Source organism: Paenibacillus antri (assembly GCF_005765165.1).
GTDB lineage: Bacteria > Bacillota > Bacilli > Paenibacillales > YIM-B00363 > Paenibacillus_AE > Paenibacillus_AE antri.
This window is the reverse complement of the sequence record NZ_VCIW01000009.1, coordinates 99,711-115,552: the sequence shown is the minus strand read 5'-3', so window position 1 is coordinate 115,552 and position 15,842 is coordinate 99,711. Positions and strand designations below refer to the sequence as shown.

16 protein-coding genes are annotated in these 15,842 nt (G+C 61.4%); 4 read left to right on the top strand and 12 right to left on the bottom strand.

Annotated elements, in window-relative coordinates:
- Window positions 1-29: 29 nt before the first annotated feature.
- Both FE782_RS15095 and FE782_RS15090 read right to left on the bottom strand, forming a co-directional pair.
- Window positions 30-1,925, bottom strand: a complete 1,896-nt coding sequence (locus FE782_RS15095) for a copper resistance CopC/CopD family protein (RefSeq protein ID WP_138195047.1) — start codon at window positions 1,923-1,925, stop codon at window positions 30-32.
- The gene (locus FE782_RS15090; protein ID WP_138195046.1) at window positions 1,835-2,248 is read right to left on the bottom strand and encodes a DUF2203 domain-containing protein; all 414 of its coding nucleotides are present in this window, start codon (window positions 2,246-2,248) and stop codon (window positions 1,835-1,837) included. The genes FE782_RS15095 and FE782_RS15090 overlap by 91 nt, the downstream gene beginning before the upstream one ends.
- A gap of 103 nt (window positions 2,249-2,351) precedes the next feature.
- Between FE782_RS15090 and FE782_RS15085 the strand changes: the two genes are divergently transcribed.
- Window positions 2,352-3,257, top strand: coding sequence for a PhzF family phenazine biosynthesis protein (locus tag FE782_RS15085; protein WP_138195045.1), 906 nt, complete (start codon window positions 2,352-2,354; stop codon window positions 3,255-3,257).
- A 12-nt stretch (window positions 3,258-3,269) separates the two neighbouring features.
- Here FE782_RS15085 and FE782_RS15080 read toward each other — a convergent pair whose 3' ends face one another.
- From FE782_RS15080 to FE782_RS15070, 3 genes are read right to left on the bottom strand one after another with little or no spacing between them, the layout of a single operon-like run.
- Window positions 3,270-6,158 carry an ATP-binding protein gene (locus FE782_RS15080; protein WP_138195044.1) on the bottom strand — a complete coding sequence of 963 codons (2,889 nt, stop codon included), beginning with the start codon at window positions 6,156-6,158 and terminating at the stop codon, window positions 3,270-3,272.
- A 3-nt stretch (window positions 6,159-6,161) separates the two neighbouring features.
- Window positions 6,162-6,536, bottom strand: coding sequence for a response regulator transcription factor (locus FE782_RS15075; protein WP_138195043.1), 375 nt, complete (start codon window positions 6,534-6,536; stop codon window positions 6,162-6,164).
- A gap of 34 nt (window positions 6,537-6,570) precedes the next feature.
- Complete coding sequence (locus tag FE782_RS15070; protein WP_138195042.1) at window positions 6,571-7,299, bottom strand: glycerophosphodiester phosphodiesterase; 729 nt, start codon at window positions 7,297-7,299, stop codon at window positions 6,571-6,573.
- A gap of 149 nt (window positions 7,300-7,448) precedes the next feature.
- Here FE782_RS15070 and tgl point away from each other — a divergent pair, with 149 nt between their 5' ends.
- Window positions 7,449-8,246: a spore coat transglutaminase TGL gene (gene tgl / locus FE782_RS15065; protein ID WP_138195041.1), complete on the top strand. Its 798-nt coding sequence runs from the start codon at window positions 7,449-7,451 to the stop codon at window positions 8,244-8,246.
- Between the two features lie 60 nt (window positions 8,247-8,306).
- Here tgl and FE782_RS15060 read toward each other — a convergent pair whose 3' ends face one another.
- Window positions 8,307-8,528, bottom strand: a complete 222-nt coding sequence (locus FE782_RS15060; RefSeq protein WP_138195040.1) for a small acid-soluble spore protein Tlp — start codon at window positions 8,526-8,528, stop codon at window positions 8,307-8,309.
- A gap of 250 nt (window positions 8,529-8,778) precedes the next feature.
- On the opposite strand from FE782_RS15060, the gene FE782_RS15055 reads away from it, so the two are divergent.
- Both FE782_RS15055 and FE782_RS15050 read left to right on the top strand, forming a co-directional pair.
- Window positions 8,779-9,327, top strand: a complete 549-nt coding sequence (locus tag FE782_RS15055) for a DUF3231 family protein (protein ID WP_158299406.1) — start codon at window positions 8,779-8,781, stop codon at window positions 9,325-9,327.
- Window positions 9,328-9,685: 358 nt separating this feature from the next.
- Window positions 9,686-10,429 (top strand): class I SAM-dependent methyltransferase, encoded by a 744-nt coding sequence (locus tag FE782_RS15050; RefSeq protein WP_158299405.1) that lies wholly within the window; start codon window positions 9,686-9,688, stop codon window positions 10,427-10,429.
- Window positions 10,430-10,488: 59 nt separating this feature from the next.
- Here the strand turns inward: FE782_RS15050 and FE782_RS32895 are convergent, their stop codons facing one another.
- The 6 genes from FE782_RS32895 to sigI form a co-directional block, all read right to left on the bottom strand.
- Complete coding sequence (locus tag FE782_RS32895; protein WP_138195037.1) at window positions 10,489-10,584, bottom strand: sporulation protein YjcZ; 96 nt, start codon at window positions 10,582-10,584, stop codon at window positions 10,489-10,491.
- A gap of 118 nt (window positions 10,585-10,702) precedes the next feature.
- A complete protein-coding gene (locus FE782_RS15040) occupies window positions 10,703-11,497 on the bottom strand; it encodes a nucleotidyltransferase domain-containing protein (RefSeq protein WP_138195036.1) in 795 nt (264 codons plus the stop codon).
- Window positions 11,498-11,611: 114 nt separating this feature from the next.
- On the bottom strand, window positions 11,612-12,208 hold the full coding sequence (locus FE782_RS15035) for a sulfite oxidase-like oxidoreductase (RefSeq protein WP_138195035.1): 597 nt from the start codon (window positions 12,206-12,208) through the stop codon (window positions 11,612-11,614).
- A gap of 96 nt (window positions 12,209-12,304) precedes the next feature.
- Window positions 12,305-13,321: an aldo/keto reductase gene (locus FE782_RS15030; protein WP_138195034.1), complete on the bottom strand. Its 1,017-nt coding sequence runs from the start codon at window positions 13,319-13,321 to the stop codon at window positions 12,305-12,307.
- Window positions 13,322-13,408: 87 nt separating this feature from the next.
- A complete protein-coding gene (locus tag FE782_RS15025) occupies window positions 13,409-14,914 on the bottom strand; it encodes an anti-sigma factor domain-containing protein (protein WP_138195033.1) in 1,506 nt (501 codons plus the stop codon).
- Entirely contained in the window at window positions 14,911-15,747 is an 837-nt protein-coding gene (gene sigI / locus FE782_RS15020; protein WP_138195032.1) for an RNA polymerase sigma-I factor, read from the bottom strand. Before sigI ends, FE782_RS15025 begins: the two co-directional genes overlap by 4 nt.
- Window positions 15,748-15,842 lie beyond the last annotated feature (95 nt).

Genomic DNA, 15,842 nt, shown 5'->3' with positions numbered 1-15,842 from the left:
CGATATTGAAAAAAAGAAGCTGATCGCCCTTACGGGTCGATCAGCTTCTTCGCGTAGTCGATCGTCTCGCCGTTGCTGCGCTGAATGCGCACGCGCAGCTCGGCCGAAGCCGGATCGGCGACGTCGAGCTTGCCGACGAACGTATAATCCTCGAAGCCGGAGAAGCTCTCCCACTCCTCCTTCGGCAGCTCCTTCGCCGTCAGCGAAGCCATACGGTCCGGCTCGCCCGGGACGACGGCGACGACGGTGACGGCGGGCTCCGCTTCGTCCTCGGGCACCCATACCTTCAGCGAGAGCGCGTTCGTCCCTTCGCGCAGATCGGCGATGTCCGCGGTCAGATGCGCCTCCGTCCCCATGACGTGCCAGTGGAATACCACGCGCTCGACGATCGGGCTCTGGTGCGTCATGATGCCGGTAACGACGACGATGCCGAGCAGCAAAGCGACGTCGGCGCGAAGCCACGCGCGGAACGCGTCGGGGCGGCCGTCCGCTTCGAGCAGCCGCTTCCGCAGCAGCGCCGCCACCGGCAGCACCGCGACGGCGAGCGCCGCCTTACCGATCAGAAGCCATCCCCACGTCGTCCGCACGATGTCCGCCAGCGACTCCGTATACAGGAGGGCGGCGACGACGCCCGTGGCGACGAGCACGGCGTAGGACGCGAGCGCCGCGGTCGAGAACGACGGCGCGAACGCCCGGAAGCCGTCCGGGAACTTCCGCAGCAGCAGGACGAGCGCGAGCAGCCCGCCGATCCAGATCGCCGCGGCGACGAGGTGCGCGGCGTCCATCAGCCGCGCCAAGGCGATCGGCTCGAACGCGCTCGCGTGGCCGCGCAGCGTCTTCGCCGCGATCATGAGGAGCGGCCACAAGCCGTCCACCGCGCGACTGCGGAACAAGAGCGGGAAGCCCGCCAGCGACAGCAGGCCGGTGAACAGCCACGATTGGCCGGTTCCGGTCGAGCGCAGCGTGTCCAGGAAGGACGCCGATGCATTGCCGCCGGACAGCTCCGCCCATTGCACGGCGACGTGAACGACGAACAACGCGAGATGCAGCGCCTGCAATCGCATCCCGATACGCCGCCAGTACGCGAGCCGGTCCGCTCCGACCTGCGGCCGCAGCGCGCTCCACAGCGCCCACCCGAGCAATGGCAGCAGCGAGGCGTAATACGCGACGCGGCTGGCGTTCAGGAGGGCCGCGAACGCGGTGCCCGCGCCGGCGGAAGACGAGACCTTCGTCTCGCCGTGCGAATCGTGCCCCGCATGCTCGTCCGCCTCGTCCGGCGCCGTCCCCGGCTCGTCCGCCTCGTCCGGCGCCGTCCCCGGCTCGGCCGCAGGCTCCTCCGCGCCGCCGTCCGGCGCAGGCGGTTCGACCGGCGCCTCAGGCTCCTGCGCCTCGGGCGCCGGCGTCGGTTCCTGCACGGGCTCGGGCGCCGCGACCTCGAACGCGAACCCGCCCTCGATCGGATGCCCGTCCGCCGAGATGACCCGGAACGCAACGTCGTACGTTCCGTTCGAGAGCGGCGGCAGCGCCGCCATCAGCGACTTCCCGCTGCCGTCCAGCGCCGGAGGCTCCAGCGGAACCCCCGCCCCTTCCGGCCCGGTCAGCGTGACCGAATGCAGCGCAGCCGTCGACTCCAGCTTGCCGCTGAACGTCAGATGCAGCATCTCCGGCGGCGTCTCCAGCGTTTCGCCGTCCGCCGGCGCGGAGCCGGACAACGACGTGTGCGCGTAAGCCGTTCCCCCGCCTCCGCCCAACGCGAAGGCGACTACGATCCATATAAGCGCCGCGAACCAGATCCGGCGAAACCAGCCTTCGCCTCGACCGCCGCCGATTCCGTCTATTCCAAGCCTTCGGGAATCGGACGTCGCCCGCGAAAGCCGTCGTCCCGTCCGTGATAAAATTCGATGCGTTCCTCTCCTTGTTTCCAACAAAGCAATACCTCTTCTCCATTGATCCTAGCGGGGAAGTCGACCAGACCGTGATCCACGTCCTTCAGCTCGGCGCCCTTGAGCCGAATGCTGTCGGACAACGTCTTCGCCTCCATCTGCAAAAACTCCATGCTCGCTTCCATCTGAAACAAGTCGTCTTCCGGCGGCTCCTTCGAAGCCTGCTCATGGGTAATGCGCATCTCGCGCAGCTTCAATGCGATCTCCACGAACTCGCGCTTCGTCTTCTGTAAGCGTACGATGTCTTCGCGAATAAAGGGGAGAAGCTCGTTCGCTTCACGCGGAGTGAAAAACCGTCTGTTCATCGTTTCCACGCTCCTTTGTTCCATTGTACACGATGACTAGGTTATAATGCGATCACACGCTGCCAATCCTATCCAACTCCATCGGGAAAAAGGGGTCTTCGCCATGCCGTTCACCGTACCGTATTATATCGTCGACGTATTCGCCGAATCGAAATACGCCGGAAACCAACTCGCCGTCTTCCTCGACGCGGACGATCTGACTTCCGAAGAGATGCAGCGCATCGCGAAGGAAGTCAACTTCTCCGAGACGACCTTCGTCGCGAACGCCCCCGAGGCCGACGGCTCGTACCACGTCCGCATCTTCACGCCCGAGTCGGAGCTGCCGTTCGCCGGACATCCGACCCTTGGGACGGCGTACGTCCTGCAGCGCATTCGCAGTCGCGAGCCGATCGACGCGCTGACGCTGCGGCTCGGCGTCGGCCCGATCGACGTCGCGCTCGAGTACGACGACGGCGCCTCCGAAGCGCCGAGCCGGCTCTGGATGCGCCAGCTTCGGCCGACGTTCGGCGCGGAAGTCCCCCATACGCGAATCGCCGACGTCCTGGGCGTGGACGCCGGCGATATCGAAGATTCGCTGCCTGTGCAAGAAGTATCTACGGGACTCTCGTCTCTCATCGTGCCGCTTCGTTCGCTGAACGCGCTCCGCTCCGCTCGCCCGAACCGGGACAAGCAGCTCGAACTCGCGCAAGCGATCGAGTCGAAGGCCATCCTAGCGTTCGCAAGAGATGCCGTCGAGCCCGGACGCGACTTGCATGTCCGCGTATTCGTGGAATCGCTCGGCATCCCGGAGGACCCGGCGACCGGGAGCGCGAACGGCGCGCTGATCGGGTACTTGCTGCGCCACGGCCTATACGGTGACGCGTTCGAGCTCCGAGCCGAGCAAGGGTATGCCGTCGGTCGCCCGTCTCTCCTGTCGCTGCGCGGAACCAGGAAGAGCGCCGACGACTATGACATCGTCGTCGGCGGCCGCTGCTTCCTCATCGCCCGCGGCGAATGGTTCGCAGGGTAGGGGCTAGCCCGCTCACAGCGGCTCTCCGTCGAGCGCCTGCTTCGCGACCTGCAGCAGCCGCTCCACCGTGAACGGCTTGCGCAAGTAGCGCATCCTCGGCGTCTCGTGGAAGCCTTGCGGCGGATCGAGCACCGTCGTCAAGACGATCGGGACGTCCTGCGCCGCCGGCGTCTCCCGGATCTCCGCGAGGAAGTCCCAGCCCGATTGCCGGCCGCCGAGCTGCACGTCGACGATGCACAGCGCCGGACGCGCTTCGGCGTCCGAACGCCGAAGCGCGAGCGCCGCCGCCTCCGCGGTCGCGAACGGCCGAATCGACAAGCCCAGCTTCTCGAACGCGACGGCGATGAGGCCCGACGCGTTCGTGTCGTCCTCGACGACGACGACGCGGCCCTCCACGGACGGCACCTCGTACAGCGGCAGCGACACCGTGAACGTGCTGCCCGCCCCCAGCTCCGAGTCGAAGCTCATCGCTCCCTCGTGCGCCTCTACGATTTCCTTCACGACCGACAAGCCGAGACCCGTGCCGCCGATCTGCCGTCGATCCGAATTGTCGACCCGGTAAAACTTCGTGAACAGCTTCGGCTTCGCTTCCTCCGGAATGCCGAGACCGAAGTCGGTCACGTCGATGACGCACCGTTCCCCCTCGGTTCGTACCCGCACGACGATCCGATCTTGCCCCGGCGAATATTTCATCGCGTTGCTGATCAGATTGTGCATCACTTGCGTCAGCCGGTCGGCGTCGCCGACGACGTATGGCGCATCCGTCTCGAGCCGCAGCTCGATCCGGTGCGGCCATTGCCCCTTCCACCCTTCGACCAGCTCTCGAAGCCAAGGCTCCACCGCGATCGGCGTCAGGTGATACGTCTGCTTCCCGGACTCCATGCGCTGCAAATCCAGGAAGTCCCCGATCAAGTGGGATAACCGCTGCGATTCCTTGTACACCGTCTCCAGGTATTTCCGCTGCTTCTCCTTCGCCACTTCGCGATGGAGCAAAATTTCCATGAAGCCCATAATGCTCGACAACGGCGTTCGCAGCTCGTGCGAGACGATGCTCACGAACTCGTTCTTCGCTTCGTCCGCCTTCTCTTCCTCCGTCCGGTCGCGGAAGACGAGCAGCAGCTGCCGGTTCGACGCGCCGGACTCCAAGACGTTCGCATGCAGCTCGTAATGCCGCAGAGCCGAGTCTTCGGCCGGCCGGTACGAGAAGCGCGCGTGGAGCTCTTCCGCCGCGCCCTCCTGCAGCGCCGTCAGCTTCCGGTACAAGCCCGTCAACGTGCCGTCGCTGCCCCGCTCCAGCCGCTCGCAGAACTGGGCGACTCCGGCGCCGCGATCCGCCGCCATGCCGAAGAACGCGTCGGCCGTCGGATTCGCGAACCGAACGATGCCGTAATCGCACATGATCAAGCCTTCGTGGATCGACTGGACGATGCCCTGGACGAGGTCGCGCTGCGAGCGGAGACGCTGCTGTTCGTGCTCCAGCTCGACGTTGAGCGTCTCCAGCTCCGCCGCTTGGCGCCGTCGATCCTCGTTCAGCAGCTGCGCGTGGAACGCGATGGAAAACTGCTTCGCGACGCCGGCGATCACGCGAAGGAACGCAGGCTCGGCCGACTTGCTTCCGTATCCCGTGAGAAGCAGGAAGCCGATCGGGGCGAGCTCGTCGTCGAGCAGCGGGCAGTAATGATCGACCGCTTCTTCGTAGCCTCGATGCAGCCCCCGCTCGTCCCCGGTGACCGGGCGGCGCAGCGTCAGAATCGTGCGCTCCCTGAACACGCGGTCCGCGGGGCCGTACAACCGGCCCTGCCCGTTCTCCAGGTCCGCGAGCGTCGCCGGATACCCGACCGCATGCAAGAGCCGCGCATCGCTCCCCCCGGCCGGGCGATGCACGACGAGCGCCGCGTCCAGCCCGAGCGCGTTCAGCATGGCCGAGACGCCCGCTTCAAGGAACGTCTCCATCTCCGTGAAGCCCGTAAGCCGCTCCTGGTACCGGGTGAGCAGCTCCAGATCCCGCTCCCGCTCCGTCAGCTTGCGCAGCGTCCGCTCCTGCTCTTCCTGCTGCGCCATAATTTCTTCGTTCTGGGCCTCCAGCTCGTCCCGCTGCGCGGCAAGCTCCGCGTTGCTCTGCTCCAACTCGTCTTGACGACGCTCGAGCTCGCCGGTCATAAAGTTGAAGCCGCGGTACACCGCGCCGATCTCGTCGTCCCGGTAATCGTCCGGCAGACGAGCGGAGACGCCGCGGCTCAATCGCTCGAAGGATCGGCCAAGGACGGAGAGCGGCTGAATGACGGAGGCTTGGAAGAAGCGATGAAGCGACACGGCGACCCAGCCGAACATCAACACCGCGAAGACCAGAACGCCCCAGATCAACCGTTCGGACACCCGGCGGCTCTCCTCCATCAAGCCGCGGAGCTCCTTCTCCTTCTCGGAGAGGAGCTCCTCGATCAAGGCGTTGATCCGATCGATCGCCGGCGTCGTCCGCTCGCGCGACAACGCCGACAGCGCGTCCGCGTCGCCTTCGGCCTTATATCCGACGGCCTCGTCGATCAAGCCGTCGTACTCCCGCCAGAGCGTCGCGATTTCTTCCATCGCCGCCGTATCGGAATCCGCCGTCGCCAGCCGATTCTCGAAACGAACGCGCTCCACCTCCACGTCCTGCAAGAAGCCGGTATTGCCGTACGCGATATACCCTCGCACATTCATCACGACGCGGTCGAATTGCACCTGAAGCTCCTCGAGCGCCTGCTGCTCGCCGAAGCCGACTTCGATCTCCCGCCCGGTGCGCCGCAGCTCGCCGCCGGCGATCGTCCCCAACGCGACGACGCATGCGATCAGCGCGAGCACCAGTCCGTAGATGCGCCGATTCGCGCGGCGTCCGAGCTTGTCTTTCCCCTTCAGCCAGTCCACCGGCTACCGGGCCCCGCCCGCGAGACGGTCGACGAGCTCGAGCAGCTGCAGCGGGCTGAACGGCTTGATCATGTATTCGGTCGCGCCCGCGGCGAGCGCCTGATCTTTATCCTTCTGCTGAGCCTTCGCCGTAAGGAGAACGACCGGTTTATCGCGGTTGTCCCCGTCGGTTCGACGCAGCCATTCGCACACTTCGACGCCGGTTCGCTCCGGCATCATGTAATCCAAGATGACGACGTCGAACGATTCGGATTGCAGGAGACGCATCGCTTCCCGCCCGTCCTCCGCCTCTTTCACTTCGTAGCCTTCTTCGGCCAGCGTCTCCGTAATCAGAAACCGAAGCGCGAGTTCATCGTCCGCCAGCAATATTTTCGTCAAATCCTCGTGCTCCTTCCGTTCTTCGACCGCAACGTTAGACGCCGAGCGCTTCGCGCGCCCGATCCGGACGGTTCGTGCAGATCGCGATAGAGGAATCGAGCGCCGCGACGGCGCGAATTCGCTCGACGTCGTCGATCGTCCAGGCGAACAGCCCGATGCCGAGCTCCTTCGTCTCCTTCACGAGCTCCGGCGTAATGTATGGGTACGCGATCGACAGTACGTCCGCGCCGGTCGCCTCGAACTGATATTTCATCGCGATCGGTCGACCGCCTACAAGGAGTCCCGTCCGAATGTCCGGGGCGATCGACTTCGCCTCCAGCATGACCAGATGATCGAACGACGTGAAGTAGACATCCTTCTCCATCCCGGCTTCCCGGATGACCTTCACCGCGGCCTCCGCCAAGCCCGGATACATATGACCCGCCGTCTTGAGCTCGATGTTCACCGTCCCGCGCCCCTTCGCGAGCGCGAGCGCCTCCGCCAGCGTCGGAATCGGCTCGCCTCGGAACGCTTCGCCGAACCATATCCCCGCGTCGAGCGCCTTCAGCTCCGCCAGCGTCTTGTCCTTCACGAACCCGGTTCCGTTCGTCGTCCGTTGCAGCGTGAAGTCGTGGATGACGACCGGCACGCCGTCCTTCGACAGCTGTACGTCAAGCTCCAATCCGGCGACGTACGGGGCGTCGAGCGCCTTCCGGAACGCGGCCAACGTATTTTCCGGCGCCTCGGCGGACCAGCCCCGGTGCGCAATAATTTCGTTCGTCATGTTCTCTCCTCCTAACGTCTCTCTACATGATATGTTTCGATGCGGCGATTTCGAATTCCTCTCTATTATACCGGGTTTTGCGGGAAAAGGGGGCGCATCTCCCGCATTGCGGAATAAGATGTGGGTAACTACGCGGAATGAGGTGAAATATGATTCATATCTTGCAATCCGACGGCAGCTCGTTGCCCGACGTCTCGGAGACGCGGCTCGCGCTCCTGACGCTCCTGGCGGCTCGGACGAACGGCGCGTATCCGAGCGTGCGAGACCTCGACTTCGAGCTGCGGATGCGCGAGGCGACGCTCGAAGCCGCCCGGGCGCTGAACGTCAGCGGCGTCGGCTTCGAGACGTTCGAGAACTCGCGCTGCAACGAGGACTATTGGCGGCGGGAGCCGAACGGCGCTTTCCGGCTGCGGAGCGACCGGAAGCCGTCGGAGGCGCTGCTCGATATTTACCGGAACGGTCCGATGTACGGGTTCGAATGCGCGACGGCGATCGTGATCGTCTTTTATAAAGCGGCGCTCGAGACGATCGGCGGCGCGGCGTACGACCGGCTGTTCGCGAATACGTTCCTGTTCCATTGGAACGTCGACCGAGACCTCGGGCTCACGACGATTCCTTCCACGCGATTCGTGCCCGGCGACTGCTTGTACTTCGACAATCCGGACGTCGATCCGGCGACGATGCAATGGCAGGGCGAGAACGTCATCTACATGGGCGGCGATTCCTACTACGGGCACGGTATCGGCATCCGCTCCGCCGACGCGATCGTCGCGAAGCTGAACGAGCATCGCAAGCCCGGGGCGCTCCGTTCGGCGTTCCTGCTGCCGCAGACGACGCGGCCGAACTATATGAAGCTGGCGCCGTACGCGCAGCATCCGTCTCCCTCGGGCGGTTCGCCCGGTTTGCCGTTCCGAGCCCGCATCGGCGAGGGGGCTTACTGGTTCTGAAGCGAACGTAAAAAAAGAAGGGGGCGCGCCGCCCCCCTTCCTCATTTTCCGACGGACTCGTTACTTCTCTACCCGCCGCTCTTCCTTGATTTCCCCTTCGAGCGCCTCGATGTTCGTGCGGCGACGCTCGTTCTTCGCGCGGATCGCCGAGGCTTCCCCCGGAGACAGCTCGTCCGCATGCTCCTGTAAGTACTCCTGCGCTTCGTTCAACTTCTCGATCGTGTTTTTCGTGTTCTTGTTCAGTCTATCGACGTTCTCGGTTCGACTGTCGGGTCTCGCCATGGGTGACGACTCCTTTATGCTGGAATTTGTCGGTACTCGAGAAGAATCCCTCATGTCGCCATGTTTTATGCGATTGAAACGCGAGAATGTGAATTGATAATTCGTTCGGACAACCCATCGAATCGGAAATCTAAGCCTTATTGGGCAACGAATAGAACAGCGAAAGAGGTCGGCCGGCACGTTCGGTCGTCCTCTTTTTATATGGATGAATTTACTTTTATTAGGAAAAATTACAGGTGGAGGCGATCGAATGACGAACCTATTAGAATCCGTGACAGGGATTTTCCAAACGCTTTCCGACCCCGACCCCAAACCCCTGATGCATGTCGGGGAAGTCATGGATGCGTGGAAATATCTTGCGTTCGTCCAAGAAATTGTGGTTCTGGAGCAGATCGGAAGGAATATGACGACGGAAAAAGATCTCCTCGAGATCCTGGACGAGGCCATCAAGATGTGCACCTCCCAGTCGGACGAATTGAAGAAGTTCATGGAAGCCGAGGGGATTCCGTTGCCGTCTCTGCCGGAAGATAAGCCGCGGTCGGATCCGAATGCGGTCCCGATGGGCGCGAAATTGACCGACGTCGAAATCGCGAATATGTTATCGACGAAATTGCTCGTCACCGTTATGGAATGCTCGCGGAATATGACCGAATGCATTCGCAACGATATCGGAGCCATGTGGGCGAAGTTTCATTTCGAACAGGCGAAGCTGGGCGCCCATGCCAAAAATCTCATGCGAAAGAACGGCTGGCTGAAAATCCCCCCGCCCTACCATCCGCCGGGCTTATTGAGGAACTAGCGTCTCGCCGCTTCCCGGCGCCGGAACATATCCACGGCGTTGTCGCTCGATGGGGGGCATCCACAAGGCGGGATACGATATGTAGCGTTCACCAGCTATCATCGTCCGTCGCTCTGCACCGTACGTTCTCTTCGTTCAGAAACCTCGTCACCGTACCGTCCCGCAAACGCGAAGTTTCGCATCGGCACTCCATAATAATGTCGGCGCACACCGAACGGGGGTCGGGCGCATAAGATGCCCATGTATTCGTACGATGGCCGAATCTATCGATAGTCTTATACGCAGTACCGGTCCATCCTTTCTCCCGCGATATACGCGATCTTGGGGTTATCGATCCCAAAAGGAAGGAGCGTGCTCCATGGAGTACTTAGAGATGTTGGCGAGGTTAGGGATCGGCGACGCCCATCCCGGAGGCTTCGCGGAAACCGTGAAGCAATTGAGAGCGTATCCGCTCCCCCCCGATGCCAAGGTGCTGGAGGTCGGTTGCGGCACGGGGAGAACGGCTTGTTACGTTGCCGCGCAAGGTCATCGAGTCACAGGAATCGACATCCGTCCGGATATGATCGCGAAGGCGAAAGCTCGGGCCGAGAAAGAAAAGCTTACGGTCGAATTTAGGAGAGGCGACGCGACGGCTCTTCCGTTCCCCGACGAATCGTTCGACGTCGTCCTCGTCGAATCCGTGTCGATCTTCACCGACACCCCCCAAGCCCTGCGAGAGTATTATCGGGTCTTGCGGGGAGGGGGTCGATTATTCGACAGAGAGATGATCCGTCGAAGCTCCATGCCGTCGGAAGCCCATGATGCGATCGCTCGATTTTATGGAATATCGAAGCTTTGGGAGCCCGAGGATTGGACCGTCGAAGCACGGAATGCGGGGTTTCGCCCTTTTCATATCGACGGCCCTTTCCCGTTCCCGACAGGAATCGAACAGAAGCAGTTATACAAGGACGAATACCAGCAAATCGATACAGGCTCTCTATTCGACGTGGACATCTGGGAGGTCACCAACGCCTACGATGCTATCATGGGGAATTCCGCCGAACACTTGGGGTACATTCTCCTCGTCGGATCGAAACAATCGGCCGCATCGGCTGCGAAATAACCCCTGATTACGCGAACAAGAGCCCTGCGGCTCTTGTTCGTAGGCTTCTTCAGCTGTGGTTAGACGAAGTAACCTGCCGACAGGATAATGACCAAAAGAATATAGAGAACCAAAATCGCTCCAGTCGAGGTGAATCCACCGCATACTCCGCTCATTGACTTCCCCTCCTTTCTTCAGACCATACATATTACACGGCCCGACCCGATTTCGCTTGGACGATTGCCTAGACGGATGCAAGTAGGGAGGAAGGGGGATCGAATCGCCTATCGGAATCTATCCCTCTAACGTTTGGGATGCGAATATGCCGTCCAGGTACTCGACAGAAACGCGTTCCGCCTCTGTTTTCGGAACGATCTTCCGTACATCGCGGAATCGCAGATAGAGCTGAATCGTATTTTTTAGCGCGCGGTAGCAGCTTTCGAAGCTATGGACCGGGATCGTTCCTTTAAGTTCCTCTAGTCCTTCGACAGCGCATGTTTCTAGCTTTCTGACCCCTTGCGGGAGATGACCGCAGCGGATGAGTGCCAACGGGCCCAATACGGCGCTCCGCATAAAGGTAATCAGATCGATGACTTCAAACCACTCGCCTCTCCCTAACTTTACGGCGCCGTAATGCACCCACACCCAGAAGCGGTCCTCCATCCATTGCGGATCGGGGTAAGGGAATGATGGCGTCGATTCGCTTATTATCGTTGAAATATCGGAACCTCGTCCCCAAAGGATCAATGGATTTTCAATTCGGGACCTGAGCTCCTCCGGTTGTACGAATTTAAGATCGACATGAAGCGGGACTGGACCATACAAACAAATGATCAGCCGGGGTTCGCCGACATGCTCGCCTGTAAACGCCGAAAGCAGGTTGCCCATCCCTTCCGCGATTTGAAGGCGTTGGCTCATGACTTCGCTGCGAAACTCAGGATGATAAACGATGATTAGATCTAGATCGCTAAATTCGTCCATCGTTCCGCGCATCATGGAACCGCCCGCCAGCAAACCTGCGAATCGTCGATCTTGGCTGACGTACCGAATTGCCTGCTCAATGAATTGTTCATGGACAGGTAACTTCATGCCGAACACTCCTTAGATTATGACCCATAAAATGGGTATTACTTCAGAATATTGTTATCGAGGGTTCATGTCAATTGCTGTACAAAATAAAAAAGAAGGGGTTTCCCCCTTCCCTCAATCGAAATCGTAGCGTTCTTCCCGCCACGGGTCGCCATACATATGATACCCGTTGCGCTCCCAGAAGCCCGGCTTATCCTTCGCCATGAACTCGATGCCGCGCAGCCACTTGGCGCTCTTCCAGAAATACAAATGCGGCACGACCATGCGGACCGGATACCCATGCTCCGGGGTCAACTCCGCGCCGTTGTGCTTCAGGCCGAAGAACGTGGTCTCTCGAAGAAAATCCGCGATCGGCAAGTTCGTCGTCCAGCCATGCTCCGCGTGCAGCATCACGTACTTCGCTTCCGGCTTGATCCTCACGCGGCCGATCACTTCCCCGACGGCCACGCCTTCCCAGACGTTGTCGAGCTTCGACCAAGTCGTGACGCAGTGGATGTCGTTGCCGAACTCGCGGCGCGGCAGCGCCATGAATTCGTCGTACGACAGCCGCAGCTCCTCTTCGACCAAGCCGAAGACGCGGAGGTTCCATTCCGTTCTAACATCCTTATATCGCGCCACGTCCCCGTGATGCAGCACCGGGAAACCGGTCGTCAGCGTCTGCCCCGGGGGAACGCGGTCGTTCGCGGGGACATCCGTCTTCTTGAAAAACATACCCTTCGACCTCCGTATCCATCGTGCTCCCATTATAGCAAACCCGCCCGTCGCATCCAAACGCGAGGGCGGGCGAAGAGCGAATCCGCTGTTCTCCTAAGCTAACGTGGCCGCGGTTTCCTGGATCGTCCGCTGCATCGGCAGATGGTACGGACACTTCTCCTCGCACAGCGGCTTCTCCCGGCACGGCTCGTAGTCGGCGCAGGAGACGATCTTGCTCTTATGTTTCTCGTAGAACGCCTGGCCTTTCGGCAGCAGGCCGAGCTCGCGACGAACGACGCTGGAGATCATCATATCGGGGATCGGAATTTCGAGCGGACAGGAGCAGTAGTTGCAGCGGCGGCAGTTATGGGCGGATAAGTTCGCCGCCATCGACTCCAGCTCCCGCTTCTCCTCCGCCTCGACCTCGCGCTCGAGAGCGGCGAGGTTTTCCTTCACCTCGTCGACGCTCACCATGCCGGATATCATCGTGTGGACGTCCTGGCTGTAGGTGTAACGGAACGCCTTCTCGACCGGCTGCACGAAGCCGCCGGATAACGGCTTCATCGCCGTCTTCGCCATGCCGAGCCGGTTCATGACCGGAATGAGCTCGTCGAGCGCGAACGGCTGCACGAGGCTCAGGTGGAACAACACCTGGTCGAATTGGCCCGGCGCGATCCACTTCGCGAGCAAGTCCGGGCGATGGCCGGAGATGCCGATGAAGCGCACCTTGCCCTCCCGCTGCGCTTCGAGCGCGGCGCGGTAGGAACCGTTCTCCCCCATAGCCTTCTGGAACTCCTGCACCGTATTCACATAGTGAATCTGGAGCAGATCGACGTAGTCGGTCTTCATCCGCTTCAGGCTGCGATCGATCTCTTCTTTCGCCTTCTCGTATTCGCGTTGGGCGGTCTTCGTCGCAAGGAAATATTCGCTCCGGCGATGGCTGATGCTGTCGCCGATGATCTCTTCGCTGTTCCGATATCCCGCCGCCGTATCGATGTACGTAATGCCCCGATCCAGAGCGTAATTCAATGCGTCGCGCGCCTGCTCGAACGGCACGCCGGGCAAATTCATCGCGCCGAAGCCGAGTGCGGAGACGGTATGGCCGGTTCTGCCGAACACGTTATATCGCAAGCCTCTCAAATCCTTCCGCTGTAAGGTTGACCGTGCGAATCGATACTATTTTAACACAGGGCAAAGGCCCCGGCGATGCCGGAGCCCTTATTTTTCCTTCTCTTTTTCGTTCTTTTCTTTGGATTCGTCTTTGTCGTTTTCCTTGTCTTTCCCTTTGTCTGTCTCCTGTTTCTTATCCTTGTCCTTTTCGTTCGGACGCGCCGAGACGGACCCGTCGTCGCGACGCGGTCCGTCCTCGCTCTTCTCTCTTTCGTTCCGATCGTCGTCGTCGCGGCCGCGCCGGTCGTCCTTCTTCCGGTCGTCTTCGCGTTCGTCCCGATCGTCGTCTTCCTCGTTGCCGCCGCCCCAATCTCTCCATTTTCCCCAATCGAAATTGAATTCAAGGTCGATCTTCAGATTGCGATCGTCGTCGTCGGCTTTCCCGTTGCCTTGAGTACCGACATTTCCGGCATTTCCGGCATTTCCGGCATTACCTTTGTTCCCGGCATTCCCGGCATTCCCGCTGCTCCCGTTTTTTCCGGCGGCGCTTCCTCTGCCGTTGCCGTTACTGTTGCCGTTGCCGTTGCCGTTTTCTTTCCCGTTGCCGTTACCCGGTTTCCCGCCGTCGCCTCGGTCGTCGTCCTTCTCGTCGTCATCGTCGTCCTCGGACGCTTTGATCTCCGACTTGATTTGCTTCAGCAGCTCCTTCATCGTCTCCTTCGTCCACGTCGGATCCGCGTCCAGCAGCTTCTTATCCGCGTATTGCTTCGCCACGTCGTGGATCGACGACTTCTGAAGCTCTTCGGCGGTCACCTGAACGCCGTTCGCCTGCGCCTTCAGAAGGAACGCCATCTTACCCGCCGACAAACCGGACTCCTTCGCCTCCTCGAGCACTTCCTTCGGCGCGGACCATACCGTAACGCGGTACGCTTCCGCGGTTTCCGCATGGTGCTCCTGGATGACGCGGTCCACTTCGCCCTTCGCGCGAGCCTGCAGCTCCTCTTCCTTCACCGGCGCCGTCTCGTCGACGACGACGCTCGTAATGACGATGTCCGCTTCCGTTCTCGCGCTCAGCAGCTTCGTCTCCGCCGCTTCCATCACCTGAGCGACGGCCGCCTCGAGCGTCAGCCCGACGAGCTCGAGCCCGTCCAGCAGTTCCGTCGCGTCCTCGTTCCGTCCGCTCGCCTTCACGACCGTCCCCGCCGCGTCGAGGCCGAGCTCGACGCTCGGATTGATGTCGATCGAGACGTACGCGACCGGCATCGGCGCAGGCGCCGGGTCGTTCGCCGGCGGCGTCGCATCCGTAGACCCGGGATCGACCGACGGCGTCTCCGTCACAGCGATCTTGTTCAAATCGTCCGGCACCGTCGCGACCGGCGGTCCGCCTCCCGGCAGCGCCGAGAAGAGGAACATGGCGAAGATCAGCGCGGCGGCGGCCGTCGACGACAAGGCGTACCACGCCCTGCGCGGAAGCCCTCTTCGGGCGGCGGGAAGCGGTATCTCTTCCCCGACGGCGAACGTTCGTCCGCGCTTCGCCAAGCGAACGAATGCGCCGGAATCCGTCAATACGACCGCATGACGCTCCCCGACTTCCATGACGACGCCCTTCTTCAAGCTTCCCACCCCTTGTTCTCGCCGCGTTGCGCCGCGGCACCGGCTCCGCTCGAAACCGATGCGGCCGGCGCCACGAAGGACTGCAAATGCGGATAATTTCCTAGATGAATCAAAGCGACGGCAATAATATATTTCCGTCCCCGTTCCAACGTCTTCCGAGAGACGTCGACGCGTTCCGACAATTCCTTCAGAGGCAGCGCCTTCTTGTTCGTCAAAGGCCCGAACAAGGCCGAATCCCGGCTGATGAGCGCCCCGATGCCGATCAGCGAACGCCGGGTGTCTTCATGCTTGGGGCTGCCGTCGACAAGATCGCCGAACGTGATGCCGTAGTCGGCGAGCTCACGGTTCAGCGTCTCGATCTCGAGCTTGCGCTCCTCGTTTTCCCGATCCAGCTTATATCGATCCACGGAGGCGTCGACCTCGATCGGATCGTACGTCTCCCCCTCGTCGTCTTCCATGAGGAAAGCGCTCTGGGGAATGTGAGACGCATGACGCTGCTCCTTGCGCACGTAGTCGGTCAACCGCCGGCGGATGACCGTCTCCGCGAAGCTGAGGAACGCGCGGCCCGCCTGCGGGTCGAACGCGTCGATCGCTTCGTTGAACGCCGAGAGCGCGATGCTGTATTCGTCGTCGGATTCGGGGTGTATGTAGCGTTTGCAGAAGCGTGACGCGGTCTTGGCCACGTACGGCTGATACCGAGCGATGACGTCGCCCCGAAGCGCTTCGTCTCCCGCGCGGATCGCGGCCACCTCGTCTTCGATCGGCGCGCCGGCGGACGACGTCGTCGTCTTGTCGGTGCGCTTCAACCACTTCTGGATGAGCAGCAAGATCACCCGGTTCACCTCGGTTCCTAATCTATTCGATGCGGCTTCGAGCTTTGTGGGGGTACTCCCGATTGGAAAAAGAAAAGAAGCGCCCCATTCATGAG